Source organism: Streptomonospora sp. PA3, assembly GCF_009728995.1.
In the GTDB taxonomy this organism is placed as follows: Bacteria; Actinomycetota; Actinomycetes; order Streptosporangiales; family Streptosporangiaceae; genus Streptomonospora.
Map to the genome: position 1 here is coordinate 216,256 of NZ_VTZW01000007.1, position 24,831 is coordinate 241,086.

General features: G+C 74.3%; 20 protein-coding genes. 6 read left to right on the top strand and 14 right to left on the bottom strand.

The window, feature by feature from the left end:
- Nucleotides 1-236: 236 nt before the first annotated feature.
- The 6 genes from FZ103_RS05570 to FZ103_RS05595 form a co-directional block, all read right to left on the bottom strand.
- Nucleotides 237-2,333: a xanthine dehydrogenase family protein molybdopterin-binding subunit gene (locus FZ103_RS05570; RefSeq protein WP_186355857.1), complete on the bottom strand. Its 2,097-nt coding sequence runs from the start codon at nucleotides 2,331-2,333 to the stop codon at nucleotides 237-239.
- Nucleotides 2,330-3,346 (bottom strand): xanthine dehydrogenase family protein subunit M, encoded by a 1,017-nt coding sequence (locus FZ103_RS05575; RefSeq protein ID WP_186355858.1) that lies wholly within the window; start codon nucleotides 3,344-3,346, stop codon nucleotides 2,330-2,332. The genes FZ103_RS05570 and FZ103_RS05575 overlap by 4 nt, the downstream gene beginning before the upstream one ends.
- Entirely contained in the window at nucleotides 3,343-3,903 is a 561-nt protein-coding gene (locus tag FZ103_RS05580) for a 2Fe-2S iron-sulfur cluster-binding protein (RefSeq protein ID WP_155999350.1), read from the bottom strand. Before FZ103_RS05580 ends, FZ103_RS05575 begins: the two co-directional genes overlap by 4 nt.
- A 92-nt stretch (nucleotides 3,904-3,995) precedes the next feature.
- The gene (locus FZ103_RS05585; RefSeq protein WP_155999351.1) at nucleotides 3,996-5,432 is read right to left on the bottom strand and encodes an FAD-dependent oxidoreductase; all 1,437 of its coding nucleotides are present in this window, start codon (nucleotides 5,430-5,432) and stop codon (nucleotides 3,996-3,998) included.
- 89 nt (nucleotides 5,433-5,521) lie between these two features.
- Nucleotides 5,522-7,639 (bottom strand): molybdopterin oxidoreductase family protein, encoded by a 2,118-nt coding sequence (locus FZ103_RS05590; RefSeq protein ID WP_155999352.1) that lies wholly within the window; start codon nucleotides 7,637-7,639, stop codon nucleotides 5,522-5,524.
- Nucleotides 7,636-9,045, bottom strand: a complete 1,410-nt coding sequence (locus FZ103_RS05595) for a nitrate/nitrite transporter (protein ID WP_343233395.1) — start codon at nucleotides 9,043-9,045, stop codon at nucleotides 7,636-7,638. The genes FZ103_RS05590 and FZ103_RS05595 overlap by 4 nt, the downstream gene beginning before the upstream one ends.
- A 389-nt stretch (nucleotides 9,046-9,434) precedes the next feature.
- Here FZ103_RS05595 and FZ103_RS05600 point away from each other — a divergent pair, with 389 nt between their 5' ends.
- The gene (locus FZ103_RS05600) at nucleotides 9,435-9,620 is read left to right on the top strand and encodes a plantaricin C family lantibiotic (protein WP_155999353.1); all 186 of its coding nucleotides are present in this window, start codon (nucleotides 9,435-9,437) and stop codon (nucleotides 9,618-9,620) included.
- Nucleotides 9,621-9,806: 186 nt separating this feature from the next.
- Here the strand turns inward: FZ103_RS05600 and FZ103_RS05605 are convergent, their stop codons facing one another.
- From FZ103_RS05605 to FZ103_RS05620, 4 genes are all read right to left on the bottom strand, one after another.
- Complete coding sequence (locus tag FZ103_RS05605) at nucleotides 9,807-10,622, bottom strand: metal ABC transporter permease (RefSeq protein ID WP_155999456.1); 816 nt, start codon at nucleotides 10,620-10,622, stop codon at nucleotides 9,807-9,809.
- A 44-nt stretch (nucleotides 10,623-10,666) separates the two neighbouring features.
- The gene (locus FZ103_RS05610) at nucleotides 10,667-11,395 is read right to left on the bottom strand and encodes a metal ABC transporter ATP-binding protein (RefSeq protein WP_343233404.1); all 729 of its coding nucleotides are present in this window, start codon (nucleotides 11,393-11,395) and stop codon (nucleotides 10,667-10,669) included.
- 65 nt (nucleotides 11,396-11,460) lie between these two features.
- On the bottom strand, nucleotides 11,461-12,333 hold the full coding sequence (locus FZ103_RS05615) for a metal ABC transporter substrate-binding protein (protein WP_155999458.1): 873 nt from the start codon (nucleotides 12,331-12,333) through the stop codon (nucleotides 11,461-11,463).
- A gap of 200 nt (nucleotides 12,334-12,533) precedes the next feature.
- Nucleotides 12,534-13,580, bottom strand: a complete 1,047-nt coding sequence (locus FZ103_RS05620) for an iron-siderophore ABC transporter substrate-binding protein (RefSeq protein ID WP_155999354.1) — start codon at nucleotides 13,578-13,580, stop codon at nucleotides 12,534-12,536.
- Between the two features lie 311 nt (nucleotides 13,581-13,891).
- Between FZ103_RS05620 and FZ103_RS05625 the strand changes: the two genes are divergently transcribed.
- Together FZ103_RS05625 and FZ103_RS05630 are read left to right on the top strand one after the other, a co-directional pair.
- Complete coding sequence (locus tag FZ103_RS05625; protein WP_155999355.1) at nucleotides 13,892-14,680, top strand: MHYT domain-containing protein; 789 nt, start codon at nucleotides 13,892-13,894, stop codon at nucleotides 14,678-14,680.
- A gap of 62 nt (nucleotides 14,681-14,742) precedes the next feature.
- Entirely contained in the window at nucleotides 14,743-15,423 is a 681-nt protein-coding gene (locus FZ103_RS05630; RefSeq protein WP_343233396.1) for a (2Fe-2S)-binding protein, read from the top strand.
- A 27-nt stretch (nucleotides 15,424-15,450) separates the two neighbouring features.
- On the opposite strand, the gene FZ103_RS05635 is transcribed toward FZ103_RS05630, so the two are convergent.
- Nucleotides 15,451-15,786, bottom strand: coding sequence for a DUF2795 domain-containing protein (locus tag FZ103_RS05635; protein ID WP_155999356.1), 336 nt, complete (start codon nucleotides 15,784-15,786; stop codon nucleotides 15,451-15,453).
- A gap of 132 nt (nucleotides 15,787-15,918) precedes the next feature.
- Nucleotides 15,919-16,791 (bottom strand): LLM class F420-dependent oxidoreductase, encoded by an 873-nt coding sequence (locus FZ103_RS05640; RefSeq protein WP_155999357.1) that lies wholly within the window; start codon nucleotides 16,789-16,791, stop codon nucleotides 15,919-15,921.
- Nucleotides 16,792-17,045: 254 nt separating this feature from the next.
- On the opposite strand from FZ103_RS05640, the gene FZ103_RS05645 reads away from it, so the two are divergent.
- Complete coding sequence (locus FZ103_RS05645; RefSeq protein WP_155999460.1) at nucleotides 17,046-18,035, top strand: aldo/keto reductase; 990 nt, start codon at nucleotides 17,046-17,048, stop codon at nucleotides 18,033-18,035.
- A gap of 118 nt (nucleotides 18,036-18,153) precedes the next feature.
- Here the strand turns inward: FZ103_RS05645 and FZ103_RS05650 are convergent, their stop codons facing one another.
- Nucleotides 18,154-18,852 (bottom strand): metal-dependent transcriptional regulator, encoded by a 699-nt coding sequence (locus FZ103_RS05650; RefSeq protein WP_155999358.1) that lies wholly within the window; start codon nucleotides 18,850-18,852, stop codon nucleotides 18,154-18,156.
- 285 nt (nucleotides 18,853-19,137) lie between these two features.
- On the opposite strand from FZ103_RS05650, the gene FZ103_RS05655 reads away from it, so the two are divergent.
- Together FZ103_RS05655 and FZ103_RS05660 are read left to right on the top strand one after the other, a co-directional pair.
- Nucleotides 19,138-22,509: a DNA polymerase III subunit alpha gene (locus FZ103_RS05655; RefSeq protein ID WP_186355860.1), complete on the top strand. Its 3,372-nt coding sequence runs from the start codon at nucleotides 19,138-19,140 to the stop codon at nucleotides 22,507-22,509.
- Nucleotides 22,510-22,665: 156 nt separating this feature from the next.
- Nucleotides 22,666-23,424: a metallophosphoesterase gene (locus FZ103_RS05660; RefSeq protein WP_155999360.1), complete on the top strand. Its 759-nt coding sequence runs from the start codon at nucleotides 22,666-22,668 to the stop codon at nucleotides 23,422-23,424.
- A gap of 13 nt (nucleotides 23,425-23,437) precedes the next feature.
- Here FZ103_RS05660 and FZ103_RS05665 read toward each other — a convergent pair whose 3' ends face one another.
- Nucleotides 23,438-24,628, bottom strand: coding sequence for an ROK family protein (locus FZ103_RS05665; protein ID WP_155999361.1), 1,191 nt, complete (start codon nucleotides 24,626-24,628; stop codon nucleotides 23,438-23,440).
- Nucleotides 24,629-24,831 lie beyond the last annotated feature (203 nt).

Here is a 24,831-nt window from a genome sequence, read left to right on the forward strand (position 1 = left end):
GCTCGTCGGCCCGGACGGCGCCGCGCCCCTCGGCCCGCTTGCGCCGGGCACGGCGGCCGGTGCTCTGTGCCATTCACACAACCCGGAGCGTGTTTCGCGACCGTCAGCCGTCCGTGAAGGAGATGTTTCGTTTCCCTGTCATCGCCGGCGGCAGGGAGGTGAACGCCCGAAAACGGCACGCCAAAAGGCCCGCGCCCCGGCCCCGGAGGGTCGGCGCGCGGGCCCGCACGCGGTGGTCAGGCGCCGATGAAGTCGTCCAGGCGCACCGGCAGGCTGCGCACCCGCACCCCGGTGGCGTGGTAGGCGGCGTTGGCCACGGCCGCGGCCGTGCCCACGATCCCGATCTCGCCGATGCCCTTGGCCCCCAGCGGGTTGACCAGAGGGTCCTCCTCGTCGATCCAGTGGGCCTGGACGTCCTCCACATCGGCGTTGGCGGCGATGTGGTACTCGGCGAAGTCGCCGTTGACGACGTGGCCGAACCGCGCATCGACGACGCTCTCCTCGTGCAGCGCCATCGACAGCCCCATGGTCATACCGCCCGTGAACTGCGAACGGGCGGTGCGGGCGTTGACGATGCGCCCGGCGGCGAACACGCCCAGCAGCCGCGGCACCCGCACCTCGCCCGTGGCCGCGTGCACCCGCACCTCGGCGAACTGGGCGCCGTAGGCATACATCGCATAGTCGTCCTGGGCGGGGTTGGCCGGCAGGTGCCCGGTGGCCTCCGCACCCGGCTCGGGCCGCTCCCCGTGGCCGCGGCGGAACTCCTCGGCGGCGGCGTGGATCGTCGACCCCCACGACATCAGCCCCGTGGAACCCCCCGCCAGCGACGCCTCGGGCAGCGAGCTGTCGCCCAGGCGCACCCGCACCCGCTCCAGCGGCACCCCCAACGCGTCGGCGGCCACCTGCGCCAGCGCCGTCCAGGCGCCGGTGCCGATGTCGGCGGCGGCCAGCGACACCGCATAGACCCCCTCGCCCTCGTAGCGGATGCGGGCCCAGGAGTCCCCCGGCGGCGGCACCACCGGGTAGGCCGAAGCGGCCACCCCCATGCCCACGCGCCAACCGTTCTCCACCCGCCCGCCGGGCTCGGGCGCCCGGTCGGCCCACCCGAAGCGGCGCGCACCCTCGCGCAGGCAGGCCGCCAGGTTGCGGCTGGAGAAGGGCTTGCCGGTATGCGGGTCGCGCTCGGGTTCGTTGCGCAACCGCACCTCGATGGGATCCAGTCCGCACGCCCAGGCCAACTCGTCCATGGCCACCTCGGGACCGAACATGCCCGGGCACTCCCCCGGCGCCCGCATCCACGTGGGCACCGCGGCGTCGAGCCGGACCACGCGATGGCCCATGCGCCGGTTCGGCGCGGCATACATCGACTTGGCCGGCCCCGCGGCCTCCTCGACGAAATCGGCGACATGCGAACTCTGCACCGTGGCCACCACGTCCACACCCGACAACCGGCCGTCGGCGCCCGCACTCAACCGCACCCGCTGGATGGTGGGGCTGCGATAGCCCACCAGCGCGAACATCTGCCGCCGGGTCAGCGCCAGCTTGACCCAGCGCCCCGGCAGCGCGACCGCGGCCAGCACCGCCAGCACCGTGGGAGCGTGCAGCGGCCCCTTGGAGCCGAACCCCCCGCCCACGTAGGGGGCGACGACGTGGACGCGCTCGGGCTCCATCCCCAGCAGCGCCGCCACCGTGCGGCGGACCTCATAGGAGCCCTGCGTGGACTCGTACAGGAACAGCTCGCCGCCCTCGAAGCGGGCCACGGTGGTGTGCGGCTCCATGGGGTTGTTGTGCTGCATCGCCGTGGCATAGGTCTGCTCCACCACCACCTCGGCGGGCGCGGCCGACTCCACTTCGCCCTGCCGGTGGTCCTCCTCGGGCGCCACGGCGTCGGCGCGCTGGTCGGAGAAGCCGGCGTCGTGGGGCCACTGCTCATAGCGCACGGTCACCAAGGCGGCCGCGTGCCAGGCCGCCTCGAAGGTCTCGGCGACGACCGCGGCCACGACCTGCCCGCGGTAGGACACCTCCCCCGACTGCAGCACCGCAAGCTCGGCCACCCGCTGCAAGCCGCTGAGCTCGGCGCCGGTGTCCAGCCCCGGAGCGCCGGCGTGGGTCAGCACCGCGATGACGCCCTCCACCGCCTCGGCCTCGGCTGCGTCGACCTCCAGCACCCTCCCGCGGGCCACGGTGGCCTGCACGGGCGCGACGTAGGCCGGGTCGGCGACCCGGTACTCATAGGCGTACGGGGCGGTGCCGGCGGCCTTGGCGGGCCCGTCGCTACGAGGCGGCCCGGTACCGGTGGCCGTGCCCGGGCGGCCATAGGCGGTCGCGGTCACAGCTCCCCCTCTCCGCGCAGCTCGGCGGCGACCTCACCCAGCGTCTCGGTGACGGCGGCGCGCACCAGCTCCAGTTTGAACACGTTGCCCGGCAGCGGCCGCGCCTCCGACAGCTCGGCCTCGGCCGCGGCCGCGAAACCCGCCTCGGTGGCCGCCGACCCCCGCAGCGCCTCCTCGGCCAGCAGCGCCCGCCAGGGCTTGTGCGCCACACCGCCCAAGGCGATACGCACATCGGCCACCGTGCCGTCGGCGGCCAGCTCCAGCCCGACCGCGGCCGAGACGAGCGCGAACGCGAAGGAGGCGCGGTCGCGGATCTTGCGGTAGCGGGCGCGGGCGGCCATCGGCATCTCCGGCAGCTCCACGGCCGTGATCAGATCCCCGCGGGAAAGCACCGTGTCCTGCTCGGGCGCCTCCCCCGGCAACCGGTGCAGCTCGGCCACCGGGATACGGCGCTCGCCCCCGGCCGCATCGGTCACCACCACCCGGGCGTCGAGCGCGACCAGCGCCACCGCCATATCGGAGGGATGGGTGGCCACGCAGTCGGGCGAAGCACCGAAAACAGCGTGATAGCGCTGATAGCCCTCCAGCGCCGAGCAGCCCGAGCCCGGCTCGCGCTTGTTGCAGGGTGTACCGGTGTCCTGGAAGTACACGCACCGCGTGCGCTGCAGCAGATTGCCGCCGGTCGTGGCCGCGTTGCGCAACTGCCCCGAAGCACCCGAAAGCAGCGCCTGCGACAGCACCGGATAGCGCTCGCGCACCAGCGGATGGGCGGCGGCCTCGCTGTTGCGGACGTTGGCGCCGATGCTGACCCCGCCCTCGCCCTCAGGCAGCGCCTCCACCCGGTCCATCGGCAGGTGGGTGATGTCCACGAGCATGTCGGGCGCCGCCACGCCCAGCTTCATGTGGTCGACCAGGTTGGTGCCCCCGCCCAGAAACGCCGCACCGGGGTGCTCGGCGACCAGGGCGGCCGCCCCGGCGGCGTCGGAGGCCCGGCGGTAGTCGAAGGGCTTCACCGGCCACCTCCCCGCGGAGCCGGGGCCGCGGGCGCCTCGCCGGCGGGCCGGGCCGCCTCCTCCACCGCGGCGACGATGCCGGCATAGGCACCGCAGCGGCACAGGTTGCCGCTCATCCGCTCGCGGATCTCGGCGGCGGTCAGCGCGGGCCCACCGTCCCCGCCCGCTCCCGGGGGCGTGACGGCACTGGGCCAGCCCGCGGCGGCCTCGTCCAGCACGCCCACCGCCGAGCAGACCTGGCCCGGAGTGCAATAGCCGCACTGCAGCCCGTCGTGCTCGACCAGCGCCTGCTGGACCCGGTGGGGACGCCCGTCGCGGCCCAGCCCGGCGGCGGTGGTGACCTCGGCGCCCTCGGCCGCCACCGCCAGCACCAGACAGCTGACCACGCGCCTGCCCGAGAGCAGGACCGTGCACGAACCGCACTGGCCGTGATCGCAGCCCTTCTTGGGGGAGGTGATGTGCAAGTGCTCGCGAAGCGCGTCCAACAGCGTCGTGCGGGTGTCGACACGCAGATCATGGCTCTGCCCGTCGACAGTGAGTGAGATGTCGGCGTCCATGTGCTCCTCGCCGTCTCGCCCGGCAGCCTGGCTCGAATGCCCCGCTGACCCCAGCGCGGCGCGGTAAACCCGGCGCCGGGCGAGACCGGCGCTCAGCCCGCCGGCAGCGGGCTCGCGCCGTTCCAACCGGCCAGCAGCGCATCGACGTCCCGCGTGCAGCCGCCGCACCCGGTGGTCGCCCGCGTGGCCGCGGCGATATCGGGGCGCGTACGCGCGCCGTCCAGCCACGCGCTCTCCAGATCCGCGCGCGAGACCCCGTTGCAGCGGCACACCGTGGGATCGGCCGCGGCTGCGCCCTGGTCGGAGGCCGGAGCGGGACGCCCCGTCAAAAGCGCCAGGCGGTCGGCCGGCACGGGCGCCCTCTGCTCATACATCCGCGCGATCTCCGAGGCGGGATCGGGAAACCCCAGCAGGACCGCCCCGGCGATGCGCTCGCCGCGCACCGAGAGCTTGGCATAGCGCCCTCCGTGGGGATCGGCGATGGTGACCGTCTCCGCGGTGCCGTCGGCCTCGGCCTCGCCCATACTGGCCAACTCGATCCCCTCGGCCTTGAGCCGGGTGACCGGGCGCGCACCGCTGTAGCGGGCCTCGGGACACGCGCCGGTGAGCCGGTCGGCCAGCACCGCGGCCTGCTCCCAGCCCGGCTGCACCAGCCCCGCCCCGCCGCCGGAGTGCTGGGCGCAGTCGCCGATGGCGTGCACCCGGGGGTCGCTGGTGGCCAGCCCGTCATCGACGAGCACCCCGTGCTCCACCGCGATACCGGCGCCGGCGGCCAACCCGGTCCGGGCCTTGACCCCGGCGGTGACCACCAGCGCATCGCCCGCCAGCACGCGGCCGTCGTCCAACTCCAGGCCCGTACCCGGAATCCAGCGGGAGGCCACCCGCCAGGAGTGCACCGCCACCCCCAGGCGCGTGTAGTGCCCGGCCAGGATCTCGGCGGCGGGCCGATCGATCTGGCGGCGCATGATCCAGGGCGAGGACTCCACCAGCGAGACCCGCATACCTCGTTCGGCCAGCGCCCGCGCCGCCTCCAACCCCAGCACGCCCCCGCCCAGCACCACCACGGGACCGCCGGGCCGGGCCAAGGCCCCCAGGCGCCGGCAGTCGGCCAGATCCCGCAGCGCCGTCACGCCGTCCTCGGGGGCGCCGTCGGCGGCGGCCAGCCCCGGAATCGGCGGGAACGCGGCACCGGCGCCGGTGGCCAGCACCGCCTCGTCGTAATCCAGGGCCGTGCCGTCGTCCAGCAGCACCCGGCGCCCGACCGGATCCAGCTCCACCGCGGCGGTCCCGGTGCGCACCTCCACCGCGGGCGACTCGGGCACGGGCAGGCGGATGTCGCCGGGACCGAAGCGCCCGGCGAGCACACCGGGCAGCAGGACGCGGTTGTAGGCGGGCTCGTCCTCGGCGCCCACCACGGTGAGGCGGACCCGTTCGCCCTCGGGGTCGCGGCGGGCGACCTCCTCGGCGAAACGGGCGCCCACCATACCGTTGCCGATCACCACGATGCGGCGCGCGGAATGTGTGACCATGACAGTCGGTGCCCGCGGCGCGGCGCGCCGGGCGGCACCGGCCTCCCTTCATCGGCCTGGGGGTGCGAAGCGGGCTTGCGGACAGGGCGTCAACCGCCCGCCGCGGCGGCGCCGGGCGGTACGGGCTCGGCCGGATCGGCCGGATCGGCTTTCTCCAGCCGGACGGCGCTGACTTTGAACTCGGGCATCCGACTGAACGGGTCCAGCGCCGGATTGGTCAGATTGTTGGCGGCCTGGTCGCCGCCGAAGTGGAAGGGCACGAACACCGTGTCGGTGCGCGCCTCGGCGCGGTGGCGCACCCGCGCCAGCGTGGCGCCGCGCCGCGAGACCACCCGCGCCCAGTCGCCCTCCCCCAGCCCCACCCGGGCCCCGGTATCGGGATGGACCTCCACGAACGCCTCCGGTTCGGCCCCGGCCAACTCGGCGATGCGCCGGGTCTGGGCCCCCGACTGGTAGTGGCCCATCACCCGCCCCGTCGTCGCCAGCAGCGGAAAATCGGCGTCGACACCCTCGGCCGCACCCCGGTACCCCACCGCGGCGAACCGGGCGCGCCCGTCGGGGTGGGCGAACCCCTCCAAGAACATGCGCGGAGTCGTGGCCCGCGCATCGGCCACCGGCCAGAACAGCTCCTCACCGGCCTCCAACCGCTCCGGCGTGACCCCGGCGTAGTCGGCACCGCCCCCGGCCGAGGCCCGGCCCAGCTCCGCCAGCACCGCGTCCGGATCGGCCGGGAACCGCCCGGCGGGCTGGCCCAGCCGCCGCGCCAGAGCGCTGAGCACCTCCAGATCGGTGCGCACCCCCTCCGGGGGCTCCAGCACCGCCCGCCGCCGCAGCAGGCGCCCCTCCAGGTTCGTCATCGTGCCCGCCTCCTCCGCCCACTGGGCCACCGGCAGCACCACATCGGCCATCGCCGCGGTTTCGGACATGACGAAGTCGCAGACCACCAGCAGATCCAGCGCCGAGAGCCGGTTTCGGACACGCCCGGCGTCGGGCGCCGAAACCGCGGGGTTGGATCCCAAAACCAGCAGGGCCCTGGGGCCGGCGTCGGTGCCCAGCGCATCCAGCAGCTCGAAAGCGCTGCGGCCGGGCCCGGGCAGCTCGGCGGGATCCACCCCCCACACCCCGGCCACATGCCCGCGGGCCGCGGCGTCGTCGATGCGCCGGTATCCCGGCAGCTGGTCGGCCTTCTGACCGTGCTCGCGCCCGCCCTGGCCGTTGCCCTGACCCGTGATGCACCCGTAGCCCGACCCCTCGCGCCCGGGCAGCCCCAGCGCCAGCGCCAGATTGATCCACGCCGACGCGGTCTCGGTGCCCGTGGCGTGCTGCTCGCTGCCGCGGCCGGTGAGCACGTAGGCGCCGCGGGCGGTGCCCAGCAGCCGGGCGGCCTCGCGGATGCGGTGCGCCGCCACCCCGGTGACCTGCTCGGCCCGCTCGGGCCAGAACCCCGCCGCATGCGCCCAGGCCGCCTCGAACCCGCTCGTGCGCGCGGCGATGTACTCCTCGTCCAGCAGGTGCTGGGCGCGGGCCGCATGCAGCAGTCCCAGCGCCAGGGCCGCGTCGGTGCCCGGGCGCGGCGCCAGGTGCAGCCCGCCGCCGGCCACGGCCTGCTCGGCGGTGGCCGTCGACCGCGGATCCACCACGATCAGCCGGGGCGCCGCAAGATGGCCCATCATCGGCGGCATGGTCTCGGCCGGGTTGGCCCCGGCCAGCAGCACCACCTCCGCCGAGGCCAGATCGGGCAGCGGGAAGGGCAGTCCCCGGTCGATACCGAAGGCGCGGGTGCCGGCCGCGGCCGCCGAGGACATGCAGAACCGGCCGTTGTAGTCGATCTGGGACGTACCAAGCGCCAGGCGGGCGAACTTGCCCAGCAGATAGGACTTCTCGTTCGTCAGCCCGCCGCTGCCGAAGACCGCCACCGCGTCGGGGCCGTGCTCGGCGCGCAGCCCCGCCAGCTTCGCTGCGACACGGTCCAGCGCACCGTCCCAGTCGGTCTCGGTGAACTCCGCGGTGCGCTCGGCGCGCACCAGCGGGCGGGTCAGGCGCTGGGGGGAGGCCAGCAGCTCGGCCGCGGTCCAGCCCTTGCGGCACAGCCCGCCACGGTTGGTGGGAAAGGCGGCCGGGCGGGTGGCCGGCGCACCCTCCGGGCCGGCCTCGACGAACATCGCGCACTGCAGTGCGCAGTAGGGGCAGTGGGTGGCGGCGCTCATCGGGCACCCGCCCCCTTGTTGCCGGGTTCGCCGACCGGGACCCGGGCGGCCGCGGCGGCGCGGCCGGCGGGGCGGCGCAGGTAGACGCGGTAGACCACCGCCACACAGACCAGGTAGAAGACCAGGAAGGCCACGTAGCCGGGGACCGCGTCGCCGAAGCTGAGGAACGACTGGCGGAAGACCAGGTTGATCCCCACACCGCCCAGCGCGCCGGCCGCACCCACCAGGCCCAGGACCGCCCCGGCGATGCGCTTGTGCTCAGCGCGGGCCTCCTCGGCGGGCACGCCCGCGGCGATGCGGTTCTCGGCCTCGGCCGCATAGATCGCCGGGATCATCTTGTAGGTGGAGCCGTTGCCGATCCCGGTGAGCAGGAACAGCACGATGAACCCGGCCGTGAACAGGACCAGGGACTCCTGCAGCGATGCCGCCACGATCGCCCCGGTGCCCGCGGCCATGGCGGCGAAGTTCCACAGGGTCACCCGGGCGCCGCCGAAGCGGTCGGCCAGCCGCCCGCCGACGGGGCGGATCAGCGACCCCAGCAGGGGGCCCAGGAAGGTGACCGCGGCGGCCTCCAGCGGTGTGCGGTCGAACTGGTTCTGCAGCAGCAGCCCGAAGGCGAAGGAGAACCCGATGAAGGAGCCGAACGTGCCGATGTAGAGGAACGACATGATCCAGAAGTGGCGGTCCTTGGCGGCGGCGATCTGGGCGCCCGCGTCGGCCCGGGCGCCGGCCAGGTTGTCCATGCGCGTCCAGGCCACGGCGGCGGCCAGCAGCAGCAGCGGGATGTAGAGCAGGGCCAGCAGGTAGCCCTGGGCGGCGCCGAAGGCGGCGATCACGCCCAGCCCGGCGAGCTGGGCGGTGGCCACGCCGATGTTGCCGCCGCCGGCGTTGAGCCCCAGCGCCCAGCCCTTGCTGCGCTCGGGGAAGAAGGAGTTGATGTTGGCCATGGAGGAGGAGAAGTTTCCGCCGCCCAGGCCGGCGGTGGCCGCCAGCAGCAGGAACAGCCAGAAGGGGGTGTCGGGGCGCTGGATGAGCACCACGGCCAGCGCGGTGGGCACCAGCAGCGCGCACGCCGAGATCAGCGTCCAGTTGCGGCCGCCGAATCGGGGCACGGCCAGGGTGTAGGGCACCCGCAGGACGGCGCCGACCAGGGAGACGATCGAGACCAGCAGGAACTTCTGCGCGGCGGTGTAGTCGAACCCGGTCTCGGGGGTCATGAACAGGGTCAGCACCGACCACAGGCTCCACACCGAGAACCCGATGTGCTCGGCGAAGATGGACGCCCACAGGTTGCGGTTGGCCACCCCGCGCCCCGTGCTGTTCCAGAACGCGGGGTCCTCGGGCTCCCAGTGGGTGATCCAGCGCCCGCGCGGGCGGGGCTGGGTCGACGTGCTCTGTGCGGTCACGGCCTGGCCTTCCTCGATCGACGCCGGGTTCGCGCAACGTGAACGAAGGTAGGCAGCCGGCGTTGCCTGGAGGTGTCCCGCCGTAACACTCGCGAAACGGAGCGCTCACCGCGGCGCTGCGGCGGCGGTGAGGTCGGTGCGGGGCCGGCCGCCGGTCGGGCACCACACCGCCGCCGCGGTGGCGTCCCGTCCGCGCATTCCGGCCTCCTCTCCGCCAGGCGTGCGCGACCGAGGACGCCGACAGCCAACCGCGCGAAGCCGCGGTCAGGGCGGCCTCCCTTCGGTCCAATGGACCTGCCGGCCCGATTGTTGCGAGGATCGGCTTTTCAGCGAGAGGACTGGGGTTCTTTCGCTGGTCGGCGGAATCATCGAGCCTGGAGAGTTGTGAAATGGCGAATCCGAACGCGGGAATTCTCGAAGAGATCGAGGACCAGCACCTCACCGAAACCAATATCGGCGCCGGCGACGACCCCAACACCATTACGCTGGTGAGCATCACCGGCGGGTGCCCGACGGTCAACGCGGTCTGCTTCATCACCACCGACGCGGTCTGCCCGGCCACCCCGACCGGCTGATGCGGTAGCGAAGCCGGCACCGGGCACAGGACAATCGCTGCGCCACCGCGCCACCGCGCGCTTCCCTTCGGACCGATGGACCACCCGGTGCAGGGCCCGCAAGGATTTCCGGTCAGTGGAATGGACGGAGTGCGGGTTCTTCCACTGACCGTTGCTGCCTCACGGGCGACGCGAAGTCGCAGGAGCTCAGCCCGCCGGTGCCGGGCTGCGGCGCAGGAGCCGCGCCGCGACCCCGTGGCGGGGCGAGAAGAGGTAGGCCAGCGCGAAGCCGCACGCCTGGGCGACGACGACGGCTCCCCCGGTGGCGATGTCGGCGTGGAAGCTGACGTAGGTGCCCACCACCGAGGCCGCCGCAGAGACCGCCGCGGCGATCAGCAGCATCCGCTCGAACCTGTCGGTGAGCAGGTAGGCCGTCGCCCCCGGGATGACCACCATGGCCACGACCAGGATGATGCCCACCGCCTGCAGCGCCACGACCACGGTCACCGACAGCAGCCCCAGCAGCAGCGCCTCCAGGCGCCGCGGACGCAGGCCGATGGCGTGGGCGTGGACGGGGTCGAAGGCATAGAGGGTCAGGTCGCGGTGCTTGAGCCCGACCACGGCCAGGATCAGCGCCGCCATCGCCAGGATCTGCAGGATCTCGCCGTCGGAGACGCCCAGGACGTTGCCGAAGAGGATGTGCATCAGGTCGGTCTGGGAGGGGATGCGGGAGATCAGCACCACGCCGATGCCGAACATGGCGGTGAACACGATCCCGATCGCCGCGTCCTCCTTGACGCGGGAGGTCCGGTTGACCACGCCGATGAGGGCGACCGAGCCCGCGCCGAAGACCAGCGCCCCCGCCGCGAAGGGCAGCCCGAACAGGTAGGACAGCACGACGCCGGGCAGCACCGCGTGGGAGACGGCGTCGCCCAGCAGCGACCAGCCCGTCAGCGTCATCCAGCACGACAGCAGCGCGCAGACGACTCCGGCGACGACGCTGACCAGCAGCGCGCGCTGCATGAAGTCGAACTGCAGCGGCACCGTGATCCACTCGGCGAGCGTGCTCACGCCGCCCTCCCGCCGGGGTGCGGGGCGATGCCGAAGGCCTCCAGGAGGCGCTGGGGGGTCAGCACGTCGGCGGGCGCCCCCTGGGCGATCAGGCGGCGCTGCAGCAGCACCGCCTCGTCGCACAGGTCGGGCACCCCGGCCAGGTCGTGGGTGGAGACCAGCAGCGTGGCTCCGTCGTCGCGCATGGCGGCCAGCACCTCGCTGATGGTGGCCTGGGAGGGCCGGTCCACGCCGGCGAAGGGCTCGTCGAGCAGGAAGAGGCGGGCTCCCTGGGCGATTCCGCGGGCCACGAACGCCCGCTTGCGCTGCCCGCCGGAGAGGGCGCCGATCTGGCGGTGGGCGAGGTCGGACAGGCCGGTGCGCTCCAGGGCCTGCTCGACGGCCGCGCGGTCGGCCCGGCGCGGGCGGCGGGACGGGCCCATGTGCCCGTAGCGGCCCATCATCACCACGTCGGCCACGCGCACCGGGAAGGCCCAGTCGACCTGCTCGGACTGGGGGACATAACCCACCAGCCCGCGCCTGCGGGCCGCGGCCGGGTCGGAGCCCAGGATCCGCACGCGGCCGCGGGAGGCGGGGGTGAGGCCCATGATCGTGGTGAACAGGGTGGACTTGCCCGAGCCGTTGGCGCCGAGCAGGCCGCAGATGCGGCCCCGGCCCACGCTCAGGCTTACGTCCTCCAGTGCGAGGACGTCGCCGTAGCGCACGGTCACCCCCGCCACCTCCACCGCGGGAGGCGGCGGGGACTGCTCCTGCCCCGGCTGCGGGGGCGTCCGGGTCGTCTCGGTGGCGCTCACGCGTCCTCCTCGCGGGTGAGTCCGGCGGCGATGGCCGCGGTGTCGTAGCGCAGCAGTTCCAGGTAGGTGGGCACGGGGCCGCCCGGCTCGGACAGGGAGTCGACGTAGAGGTCGGGGCCGAGTTCGGCGCCGCTCTCGGCGGCGACCTGGCGCTGGGCGCCGTCGTTGACGGTGGTCTCGCAGAAGACGGTGGGCACGTCGTTGTCGCGGACGAACTCCACCACCGAGGCGACCTGGCGGGGGGTGGCCTGGGTGTCGGCGTTGACCGCCCACAGGTAGCGCTCGGTGAGGCCGGCGTCGCGGGCCAGGTAGGAGAAGGCGCCTTCGCAGGTGACCAGGGCGCGCTGGGACTCGGGGACGCGGTCCAGCCGGTCCGCGAGGTCTTCGCCGATCCGGGCGATGCGCCGCTTGTAGTCCGCGGCGTCGGCGGCGTAGCCCTGTGCGTGTGCGGGGTCGAGCTCGCTGAGGGCCGCGGCGATGTTGTCGACGTAGATCCGGGCGTTGTCCGGCGACATCCAGGCGTGCGGATTGGGGTCGCCGCGGTAGCCCCCGGAGGTGATGGGGATGGTCTCCACCCCCTCCGACACGGTCGCGGCGGGCGCGTCGATCTGGTCGGTGAACTGGGAGAACCAGGTTTCCAGGCCGAGCCCGTTGTGCAGCATGAGGTCGGCGTCGGCGGCGCGCACGAGGTCGTCGGGGGTGGGTTCGTAGGCGTGGATCTCCGAGCCGACCCGGGTGACGGAGACGACGTCGACCCGCTCGCCGGCGACGTTGCGGACCATGTCGGCCAGCACGGTGAAGGTGGTGACGACGGTGAGGCGGCCGTCGTCGGCGGCGGAGGGGCCTGTTGCGCAGGCGGGGGCGCACATCAGGGCCGCCACTGCCGCGACCGCGGCAGCGCGCCGGGTTGAACTCAGGCGATCTCCGATGTTCGGCACGCCTAACTACTACCATAGGCGCACCGATTTCATGCACGGCCCGCGGACCCGACAGCGGCGCGCCCCCGCCGCGACCGCGGCAGGGTGCGGTCACTCGCGGCGGGGGCGCCGGGCCGGTCGGCCGGCCGAAGCTATGCGACGGGGGCGGCCTCGCCCTTGGCGGCCTGGCCGAGGCGCTCGACGTAGCCGTCCATCACCCAGGGGATGGTCAGCGGGTTGGGGGTGGAGATCGCCATGGACTGCTCGGGGTCCTCGTAGGCGATGTAGCCGCCGTTGCGCACGGCGTCGACCTTCTGGAAGACGGGGTTGCCCTCCAGCTTCTTGCGCTCCTGGGCCGAGTTGAACCACATCACCAGCACGTCGGCGTCGATCTTGTCGGCGTTCTCCAGGCTGAGCGTGCCGTAGAACTGCCCCTCGGGCACCGAGAGGTCGCCGGTGAACCCGGCGGGCTCGAACCCGAGCTGCTTCATGATGACCACGCGGGCGTCCTTGCCGACGTAGAAGCCGAACTCGCCGGTGGAGGGCATGAGGGTGCCCACCGCGAAGCTGGTGCCCGCGAACTCGGGGTGGTCCTGGGCCAGGCCCTCGATGTAGCCGCCGGTCTCCTCGACGAGCTTGCGGGCCTCCTCCTCCTTGCCCACGGCCTTGCCGATGGTGACCGTCTGCTCCTGCCACTCGGTCATCCAGGGCTGGTCCAGGTAGGGCACGGTGGGGGCGACCTTGGAGAGCTGCTTGTACTCGGCCTCGGTCATGCCCGACTGCACGCCCAGCACCAGGTCGGGCGCGAGGTTGGCGACCTGCTCGGCGGAGATGCCGTCGTCGGTGTTGATCAGCTCGGGCTTCTTCGCGCCCATCTCCTCCAGCTTCTCCAGGTCCCAGGGCAGGTAGCCCTGCTCGTCCCCGGCGTAGGTGGAGGCGTTCATGCCCACCGGGACGATGCCCAGTTCGAGCAGCGTGGCCTCGTCGGACCAGCCCACGGTGACGATGCGCTCGGGCTTGTGCTCGATGGTGGTGGAGCCGTGGGCGTGCTCGATGGTCACCGGAGACCACTCGCCGCCGGAGGCGCCACCGTCGGTCTGGGCGCCCGACGGGGCCCCGCAGCCGGCGGCGGCCACGGCTGCGGCCGCGATCAGGGCGATACGGGCAAGGGGGGCCGAAGCCCTCGTTGGCGAAGGCATGGAAGGGCCTTTCTCGGATCAGGGGCACGACTGCCGCCAGCGCGGCTAGGTGAGGCTACCCTAACTCACGTTTCTCCTGGTTTGTCACCCGGGGCGCCGCCGCGGGCCCGGCCGGCCGCCGGCGCGTGCGCGCGCTGCCGGGCACCGGCCCCCCGCGCGCGGGACGCGCGCGGGCCCGAACCGGGGGCGCCGCGAGGGTGGCCGCATACGGCCAGCTCAGTCCCCTAGGTCGCGCTCGGCGATGGAACTAAGGTCTCTTTACCTTCCCTTCATCAGCCCCAAATCGGGGCAAATCCCCCGTCAGGATCCCCATGATCGACCACTTCGCCTACGGGTGGACCACTCCCGCACTGGCCTACGCGGTCTCGTTCCTCGGCTCGCTCATCGGCCTGCAGGCGGCCCGGCGCGCCCGGCGCGGCGAGGGCGCGATCCGGGCCGGATGGCTCGCCGTGGCCGCCTTCACCCTCGGCAGCGCCGCGATTTGGGCGACGCACTTCATCGCGATGCTGGGCATGTCGGTCAGCTCGACGACGGTTCGCTACGACGTGCTCCTGGCCGTCCTCAGCGCACTGGTGGCCGTCGCCGTGGTCGGCGCCGCCCTGCTGTGGTGCACGACCCGCCGGCCCGGCCCCACCGCGGTGCTCGGCGGCGGGGCCGTCATGGGCCTGGGCGCGGCGTCGATGCACCACCTGGCCACGGCATCCATCGAGATGCAGGCCCGGATGGACCACGACCTGCGCTACTTTGCCGCCGCCGTGGCCATCGCCGTGGCGGCGTCGGCGGCGGCGCTGCTCTTCGCGCTGCGGCTGCGCGGCACCCCGGCCGCCGTCGGCGCCTCGCTGATCATGGCGGCCGGGGTCTCGGCCATGCACTACACGGCCGCCGCGGGCGCGCGCGTCACCACCCTGCCCGACACGCCGTTCGACGCCCCGCCCACCGGCGCCACCATGATGGACTTCTTCCTGCCGGTGTTCGTGGGCCTGGGCTTGCTGCTCATGATCATCTCGCTGATACTGCTGCTCTCACCCGCCGAGGACGACGAGCCGCGGCCGGTACGCGGGCGGCCGCCCCGGCACTCGGCTTTCACCCGGAGGCACTGACCATCGACCCCGCCCTGCGCACGGCACTGGCCGACGCCGGCGCCGTCAACGCCTTCTTCGCCGTGGAGACCGCGCCCGGAAGGGACGCCCGCTACCCGCTGAGCGACCTGTGGCGGGGCGGGGACCTGCTGGAGCGCGAATGCCGGGCGGTACGCGCCGGCCTGGCCGCGGCGGCGGGACTCCCCCTCGCCGCGGTCGAGCAGCGGGCCGCGGCCTCCCTGTGCTACCAGGGCCTGGCCTCGCGGCTGCTGTCGCCCCAGGTGGCCGCGGCGCTGTGCCACGGCGTGGTGGCGCCGCCCGCGGCGCTGCGGTGGCGCGTGGCCGGCGGGCGGCTGCGCCTGGCCCTGGGCGAGGGCGCGGGCGCCGCGGCGGCCGCGGACCGGCCGCGCGCCGAGGCCGCCGCCGACCTGCTGGCCGAGCACGTGCTGAGCGCCGTACTGGTACCGCTCGCCGATGCGCTGCGCGCCCGCAGCCGCCTGGCGCCGCGGCTGCTGTACGGCAACGCGGCTTCGGCGCTGGCGGGGGCCGCATCGGCGCTCGCGGCGGCCCGCCCCCCGCGGGCCGCCGACGCCTTCACCCTGGCGCGCCTGCTGCTGGACCGGCCCCCGCTGCGCGGCCTGGGCGCGTTCGCGCCCGCGGGCGGCACCGGGTTCGCTCGCAGAACGTGCTGCCTGTACTACCGCGTTCCCGGCGGCGGAGTCTGCGGCGACTGCCCGGTCGCCGCCCGCCGGCGGAACGGCTGAGCGGGGTCCGGCGCCGCGCCGGGCCCCTCAGGAGCCGCGGTTCTCGCCGAGCTCCTCCTCGATGGGGTTGACGGGGCCGGCCTCCTTGGCGCTTTCGGCGACGCCGGGCTTGGTGTGGTGCCGGCGCTGCTGGGCGCGGTCGGACTCGTCGCGCGGCCGCCCGCCGAGGTCGTCCTGGGGGACGGCGCGCAGCACCTCGTTGGGCTCGTTGTAGTCGGCCGGGGGCATGGCCTGCAGGGCGCTGAGGAGGAACCGGTCGGCGCCCTGCTCCTGGGCGTACTCCACGATCCGGTCCTTGCCCACGGGAAAGTCCAGACCGGACAGGATCTGCTTCAGGCCCTCGGTGTCGCGCAGTACCGCCATGGGGCGCTCCTTTCACTCGACCGCGGTCCCGGTGCCGCCGCCGCTGCCGGATCGGTCCAGCTCAGCGGCGCCGAGCGTACGCCCGCCGACTACCCCTGCCCCGGCCCCTCCATTCACGGCGCGGCGGCGGGCTCAGCGGCCGGCGGGGACGATGTCCGCGGCCTGCTCGGCGACGCGGCCCACGAAGGCGGCGGCACCCTGCTCGTCGGTGGCTCCCGTGCAGATGACGTGGTCGATGCCCTGCTCGGCGAGCCGGCCGCAGGTGTCGACCATCTCGGCGACGCTGGTGGAGCGCTCGAAGGCGGCCAGGGCCGTCTTCTCGATGTCCTCGTAGCGCCGCCCCTCGGCGGCGCAGTGCTCGCGCAGCACCTCCAGCTTGCGCGGCAACCGGGGGCCGCCGAAGAGGTTGCAGGCGTCGGCGTACTTGGCGACGAGGCGCAGCGTCTTCTTCTCCCCTCCCCCGCCGATGAGGACGGGCGGGTGCGGGCGCCGCACCGCCGAGGGCGAGTTCAGCGGGCGCTCCAGGCGGTGGTGCCGCCCGTGGTAGGGGCTCTCGTCGCCCGACCACATGCGGTGGGCGATCTGCAGGGTCTCCTCCAGGCGCTCGAAGCGCTCGGCCGTGGGCGGGAAGGGCAGCCCCAGACCGCGGGCCTCGGCCTCGAACCACGCCGCGCCGATGCCCAGCCAGGCGCGCCCGCCCGAGAGCACGTCCAGGGTGGTGACGCTTTTGACCAGTGCGCCGGGATGGCGGTAGACCGCGCCGGTCACCAGCGTGCCCAGGGTGATGCGCTCGGTCAGCGCGGCGGCGTAGGACAGCGCCGAGTAGCCCTCCAGCATCGGCTCCTCGGCCGCGCCGACCATCTCGATCTGCCAGAAGTGGTCCATCACCCACAGGCTGGACAATCCGGCCTGGTCGGCCTCGCGCACCGTGCGCGCGAAGGCCGGCCCGATGTGCTCGGGGCTGCCGGCGCCGGTGAAGCGGGGGATCTGGATGCCGATGCGCATGGCGGCCTCCTTCTCGCGTGCCCCGGCGGCGGGGCGCGGGCGTGTGCGGTCCGCCGCCCATCGAACCAGGCCGTGGCCCGCCGGCAAAGCAGGTTCGGGCGGCGGACCGTGCGGCGGGGCGGACGGCGGGTAGGCGCATGACTCCGGAGCAGCCGAGGCAATCGTCGTTACGGTTGCATCGATACCAATGATAACTTATCGTCGTTAGCAATACTTCGTTATCGTTGATCGGAACAAGGAGTCTCATCGTGACCATGGAAACGCGCGGCCTGGGCGCCACCGGTCCGCGGGTCTCGGCCCTGGGGCTGGGGATGATGGGCATGTCCGACCTCTACGGGCCCGCCGACCGCGACGAGGCGATCGCCACCGTGCACAGCGCCCTGGACGCCGGCATCACCCTGCTCGACACCGGCGACTTCTACGGCATGGGCGACAACGAGATGCTGCTGCGCGAGGCGGTGCGCCAGCGCGACCGCGGCAACGCGGTCATCAGCGTGAAGTTCGGCGCCCTGCGCGGGCCCGACGGCCGCTTCGCGGGCTACGACGCCCGCCCCGAGGCGGTGCGCAACTTCCTGGCCTACTCGCTGCGCCGCCTGGGCACCGACCACATCGACGTCTACCGCCCCGCCCGCCTGGACCCGGCCGTGCCGATCGAGGACACGGTGGGCGCCATCGCCGAGATGGTCGAGGCCGGCTACGTCCGCCACATCGGACTCTCGGAGGTGGGTGCGCAGACCCTGCGCCGCGCCGCCGCCGTCCACCCCATCTGCGACCTGCAGTTCGAGTACTCGCTGCTCTCCCGCGGCATCGAGGAGGAGATCCTGCCCACCGCCCGCGAGCTGGGCATCGGCGTCACCGCCTACGGCGTGCTGTCGCGAGGGCTGCTCTCGGGCCACTGGGACAGCGGACGCGACCTGCGGCCCGACGACTTCCGCGCCCGCAGCCCGCGCTTCCAGGGCGAGAACCTGCAGCGCAACCTCGACCTGGTCGAGGCGCTGCGGGCCACGGCCCAGGCGAAGGGCATCACCCCGGCCCAGGCCGCGATCGCGTGGGTGGCCGCACGCGGCGAGGACGTCGTCCCGCTGGTGGGCGCCCGCCGGCGCGACCGCCTCGCCGAGGCGCTGGGCGCGCTCGAGGCCGGCCTGACCCCCGAGGAGGCCGCCGAGTTGGAGAACGCCGTGCCCCGCGGTGCCGCTGCGGGCGAGCGCTACCCCGAGCCGCAGATGCGCCACCTGCCCGCCTAGCGGCCGGTCCGGGCGGAGGGGGCCGCCGGGGGCGGCGCGGTCGCAACGTGGGCGGCGCGGGCAGGCGGGCGCCGACGCGCCGCCCCTTCAAGCTCCCCCGGCCGCCGCCGGAACCCGGCTATTCGTGCTCGGGCGCCGGTGCGATCCACAGGGCTTCGGCGGCGACCAGGCCCAGCGCCTGCTCGCGCTGCTCGCCGGGGGCGCCGGTGCGCACGATCAGCGGGCCGCCGAAGGGCCGGCGCTCGGCCAGCTCGATGCGCATGCCGATCCCGATCTCCTGCTCGGCCAGGTGGCGCAGCAGGTCGGGATCGGAGTCGTTGACCCGCACGATGACGCCGGTGGTGCCCGCCTCGGCCTCGGAGAGCAGGAGCGTCTCGCGCTCGGGGACGCTGCCCTCGCGGGTGGGGATGGGATCGCCGTGGGGGTCGACGGCGGGCTCGCCCAGGTAGGCGGCGATGCGGTCGACGAACCGGTCGGAGACCACGTGTTCGAGGATCTCGGCCTCGTCGTGGACCTCGTCCCAGGAGTAGCCCAGCGCCTCGACCAGGTAGGTCTCCAGCAGCCGGTGGCGGCGCAGTACGGCCAGCGCGGCCTTGGCGCCGGTCTCGGTGAGCCGCACGTCGCCGTAGCGGCGGTGGGAGACCAGCCCCAGTTCGTTGAGCTTGCGCAGCATGCCCGACACCGAGGAGTTGGACACCGAGAGCCGCTCGGCCATCGCCGAGATGGTCACCGGGCCGGAACCGCGCTCCTGCAGGTCGTAGATGACCTTGACGTAGTCCTCGACCGAGGTGGACGGCCGCTCGGATGCGTTCTCCATGCTCGCCACGGTATCGCGCCCGGAAAGGTGGAGGAGGGGCCGCGGGCGCCCGGCGCCCGTCCGCCGCTGCCGGGGCGGACGCACCCCACGCCATATTTTTCCTGGTCATGGTTTTACCCAAGATCATCCCTGCGGTACGATCACTACTGATTCGTACATAGTTTCGATTTCGGCCTGTCTTCCCCGGGCGCGCGGCAGCAGCTGCCCCGCTCTGGCCGCCGCAACGGGGGGAACCATGGCCACAGCACTCGTCGCCACCGCGGCGCGCCCGAAAGGCCGCCGCTGATGGCCGGCGCCTTCGCCCACCTGCACACCGCCTCATCGGCCTCGATGCGCCACGGCACCGCGCCGCCGCACGAACTGGTGGAGCGCGCGGCCGAACTGGGCATGGACATGCTCGGGCTGACCGACCGCGACGGCCTCTACGGCGCCGTCAAGCACGCCCGCGCCTGCCGCCGGGCCGGCATCCGCCCCGTCCTGGGCGCCGACCTGGCCGTGGCCGCACCCGAGGGCGGGCGGGTGGTCGTCCTGGCCCGCGGCAGGCGCGGCTTCGCCTCCCTGTGCCGGCTGGTCAGCGCCGTCCACGCCGCCGGAACCCGCGGCGTGCCCGCCCTGTCCCGGTCGATGCTGGCCGAGCACGCCGAAGGGCTGGTCGTGCTCGCCGGCCCCGAGTCCGACGTCGGCCTGGCGGCGGGCGAGCACCGCATGGAGCGCGCCCGCCGGTGCCTGGAGGGCTGGCGCGAGGTCGCCGAGACCGCCGTCGAACTGGTCGACCACTACGGGCCCGGCCAGCACCGCCGGGCCACGGCGATGCTGCGGCTGGCCGAGGAGACCCGGACCCTGGCCGTGCTGGGCAACGCCGTGCGCTACCCGCGCCGCTCCGGAGCCGAGGTCGCCCGCGTCCTGGACGAGGCGCGGCGCTGGCTGCCCGGCACCGCCCCACCGCCCCTGCCCTGCGGGTCCCAGGCCTACCTGAAGAGCACCGCGGAGATGACCGCGGTCGCCGAGCGGATCTGCGGCCCCGACCGCACCGCCGTGCGGCGGCTGCTGGCCCACACCCGCGCCCTGGCCGCCTCCTGCAGCCTGGAACCCGGCGCCGATCTGGGCATGGACGACCACCACCTGCCCGAGATCCCCGGCGCCCGCGACCGGCTGTGGCTGACCTGCCGGGAGGGCATGGCCCGGCTGGGCCTGGGGGGCGACCCGCGCGCCCGCTCCCGGCTCGCCCACGAGCTGGAGACCATCGAGCGCAAGGGGTTCTCCGCCTACTTCCTGACCGTCGCCGACATCGCCCACCGGATCCGGGAGCAGGGCATCCGCTGCTCCATCCGCGGTTCGGGCGCCGGCAGCCTGGTCAACCACCTCATCGGGATCTCGGCCGTGGACCCCCTGGCCCACGGGCTGCTCATGGAGCGCTTCCTCACCGAGAGCCGGACCGGCCTGCCCGACATCGACCTGGACGTGGAGTCGGCCCGCCGGCTGGACGCCTACCAGGTGATCCTGGACGCCTATCCCCACGCGGCCTGCGTGTCGATGATGGAGACCTACCGCGCGCGCAGCGCCATCCGCGACGTGGGCTCGGTGATGGGCATCCCGCCCCACGAGATCGACGTGCTGGCCAAGGCGTTCCCCCACATCCGCGCCCGCCAGATCCGCTCCGCCTGCGCCGACCTGCCCGAACTGCGCTCCGGCGGCCTGGCCGACTACCCCGTGGAGACACTGTTCCGGCTGGCCGAGCGCCTGGACGGGCTGCCCCGCCACATCGCCCTGCACCCCTGCGGCATCGTCGTCTCCGACGCCTCGCTGCGCGACCGCGCGCCCCTGGAGCCCAGCCGCATCGGCTACGACATGGTCCAGTACGACAAGGAGGACGTCGAGGAGATGGGGCTGATCAAGCTCGACGTCATCGGGGTGCGCATGCAGTCGGCCATGACCCACGCGCTGGGCGAGGTCGAGCGTGTCGAGGGCCGGCGCGTCGACGTGGACGCGCTGCCCCCCGACGACGCCGCCACCTATGCGATGATCCGCTCCTCGGCCACCCTGGGCTGCTTCCAGATCGAGTCGCCCGGCCAGCGCGAGCTCGTCAGCCGGCTGCGCCCGGCCTGCATGGACGACCTGATCGCCGACATCTCCCTGTTCCGCCCCGGCCCGGTCAACAGCGACATGATCACCCCCTTCATCGCCGCGCGCGACGGCAGGCGCGTGCCCGAGGCCCCCACCCCCGTGCTGTCGGAGGTGCTGGCCTCGACCGGCGGGGTGGTCGTCTTCCACGAGCAGGTCATCGCCGTGCTGCACGCCATGACCGGCTGCGGGCTGGACCAGGCCGAGGCGATGCGCCGCCGGCTGGGCACCGACGAGGGCAAGGAGGAGGTGCGCCGGCGCTTCACGGCCATGGCCGGCGAGTGCGGCCACAGTGAGCGGGTGATCGAGGAGGTCTGGCACATCCTCGCCGCCTTCGGGGCGTTCGGGTTCTGCAAGGCCCACGCCGCGGCGTTCGCGGTGCCGACCTACCAGTCGGCGTGGCTGAAACGCCACCACCCGGCGGCCTTCTACGCCGGGGTGCTCACCCACGACCCGGGCATGTACCCGCGCCGCGCCATCATCGACGACGCCCGCCGCTTCGGCGTGCCGGTGCTGGGCGTCGACGTCAACCGCTCCGAGCGCGAATGGCGGGTGGAGCCCGCCGGGCACGGCAAGCTGGGCATCCGCGCCGGATTGGCCGACGTCAAGGGGATCACCGAGGCCGAGATGGACGCGCTGGTGGCCGGGCGCCCCTACGCATCGCTGAACGACGTCGCCAACCGGGCCCGGCCCTCCCGCGGCGTACTGGAGGGGCTGGTGCGGGTGGGCGCCTTCGACTCCCTCTACGGCATCGGCCAGGGCGGAGCCGCAGCGGGCGGGCTCACCCGGCGCGACCTGCTGCTGCGGGCCGGCGCGCTGGAGCGCACGGCCCGCCGGTCGCTGGGCGGCGGGCAGCTTCCCATCGCCCTGGAGGCCGCCGCCGAGGAGCCGCGCGAGGAGGGGCTGCCGCCGATGACGCCGGCGGATGCGGTCCAGGCCGAGCTGGAGGTGCTGGGCTATGACGCCTCCCGCCATCTGCTGGACTGCTACGCGGAGCTGACCGCCGCGCTGGGCGCGCTCTGCGGCGCGGTGCGCGCCCGCGACCTGGCCGCGGTCCCCTCGGGGACGGAGGTGCTGGTGCTGGGGGTGAAGGTGGCCACCCAGACCCCGGCGGTGCGTTCGGGCCAGCGCATCGTCTTCACCACGCTGGACGACGCCACCGGGCTGATCGACCTGACGTTCTTCGAGTCGGTGCAGGAGCGCTGCGCCGCCACCGTCTTCGGGTCCTGGCTGCTGGCGGTGCGCGGGACGGTGCGCCGGGCGGGTTCGGGGCTGGCCACGGTCAACGCCACCCACGCCTACGACCTGGAGGAGCTGGCGCGGGTCTGGCACGAAGGGGGCGAGGACGCCGCGGCGGCGCTGCGCGAGCGGCTGGGCCAGGAGCCCGCGAGCGTGCCGGTCAGCGGGGTCGGCGGGCGCCGGATCCGCTACGCCAACGGCTATGAGCTCTCTACCTACGCCGACATCGCGCCGGCGGGGGCCGCGGCCGCGCCCCGCAAGCTCTGGCACGCCAGCCCGGGCAGCGCGGGCCGCTGAGGCCGCCGCGCAGGCGGTGGTCACCGCCCGCTCACCCGCCCGCCGCGGCGCGGTCGTCCCGGCGGCCGCGGCCCGGGCTAGAGTGCCGGGTGCGGGCACGGCCGGCGGCGGACCGTGACCGCGGCCGCGGCCCCCCAGAAGCGCGGAGGACGGATATTGATCACGCTGGCCCACATCAGCGATCTGCACATCGACGGCGGCGCCCGCGCCCGCGAGCGGGTCGAGCGGGTGATGGCCTACATCGACGCGGTCGCCGACTCCCTGGACGCCCTGGTGGTCACCGGCGACCTCGCCGAGCACGGCGCGCTCGGCGAACTGGAGGAGGCCCGGGCGCTGCTGTCGGGGCGGCTGCCGGCGGCGACCTGCCCCGGCAACCACGACGTCGTGGAGGGGCGGTCGGCCTTCCGCCGGGTGATGCTCGGCGAGCCGGGCGGCGAGGACCCGGTCAACGCGGTGCACCGGGTCGACGGCGGCGCGGTGGTGATGTGCGACTCCACGGTGCCCGGCGAAGGCGGCGGCCTGCTCTCCGAGGAGACCCTGGAGTGGCTGGAGGACACCCTCGCCGACCTGCGCACCACGCCGGTGGTACTGGGTTTCCACCACCAGCCGGCGCGCCTGCACGCCCCCTACGTCGACGCCCTCGCCATGCAGGGCGCCGACCGGCTGGCGTTCCTGCTGGAGCGCCATCCGCAGGTGGCGGGGCTGCTGTGCGGGCACGCCCACACCGCGGCGGCCACCGCCTTCGCGCAGCGCCCGCTGCTGGTGGCGCCCGCGACGGCCGGGGTCCTGCCGCTGCCCTGGGAGGACGCCCACCGGGTCACCGACGCCCAGCCGCCGGCGCTGGCCTTCCACATCCTCGACGACGACGGGCGGATGACCACCCACTTCCGCACGGCGCCGCCGCAGGAGGACTGAGGCGCCGGCGGGGTCAGGGCTGTGCGGCGATGCGGGCGTTGACGGCCTCGGGGGCCAGGACGCGGTCGAGCACCATGGTCGCGGCGCCGCGCAGGCCCGCCTCCTCGCCGCTGCTGTTGGCGAGGATGCGCAGCTGCCGGGTGGCCAGCGGCGCGGAGCGCTGGAAGACCACCTCGCGCACGCCGGCCACGAGGTGGTCGTAGGCCTGGCCCAGCAGCCCGCCAAGCACGATCACCTCGGGGTTGAGCAGGTTCACCGCCCCGGCCAGCACCTCGCCCAGGCGGCGCCCGGCCTCGCGCACCAGCCGCACGGCGCGGGGATCGCCCTCCTGGGCCAGCGCCGCCAGCTCGGCCGTGTCGGCGGCGGCGCGCCCCTGCTCGGCCAGGCGCGCCAGCAGCGCCGGGCCACCCGCCACCGCCTCCAGGCAGTCGGTGTTGCCGCAGCGGCAGGGCGTGCCGCCGCCCTCGCGCACCGGGATGTGCCCGATCTCCCCGGCCGCGCCCAGCGCTCCGCGCAGCAGCCGGCCGCCGGCGATCACGCCGGCGCCGATGCCGGTGGAGACCTTGACGAAGAGCAGGTCGCCGACGTCGGGGTGCGCGGCGCGGTGCTCGCCCAGGGCCATGGTGTTGACGTCGTTGTCGAGCAGGACCGGCGCGGCGAAGCGCTCGGTCACCAGCGGCGCGATCTCAACGCCGCCCCAGCCGGCCAGCACCGGCGGGGTCTGGGAGCGCCCGGCGGCGAACTCGACGGTGCCGGGCACGCCGATGCCGCTGCCGCGCACGTCGCCGGCGCCGCGCCCGCACGCGGCCAGCAGCTGCTGCCAGGTCTCCAGCAGCCACGGCAGCGCCGCCTGCGGGCCGTGCTCGATTTCGGGCGCGCCGCTGCTGCGGGCCAGCAGGCGCCCGCCCAGATCGCAGACGGCGGCCTGGCTGCGCGAGACGCCCAGCGCGGCCGCGAGTACGACTCCCCCGCCGGCGTTGAACTCCAGCCTGCCGGGCGGGCGCCCCCCGTTGGAGGGGGCGGCGCCGGTCTCGGTGACCAGCCCCTGGCGCAGGAGCTCGGTGACGCGCAGGGCCACCGCGGGGCGGGAGAGCCCGGTCAGCCGCCCGATCTCGGTGCGGGTGGCGGCCGCACCGGTGCGGATGAGGTCGAGCACGTGTCCGCTGGAGGCGGGGGCGGCCGATGCCGCCTTGCTACGGGGCATGCCTCATTGAAACACCTTGCGCACCGGTTCGGCGCACAAGATGGGAACTTATGTAAACGAATGTTCAAAAGCGAGGGTTGTCTGACACACAAGTTGCCGCTATGTTTCCAGGGACCCTGAAGACCCTCGCCCGCTCCCCCGCTGCCTCGGCCCCATCCCGCGGGCCCGTGCGGCCGCGCGGGACGCCCCCCGGCGCGGGTTCC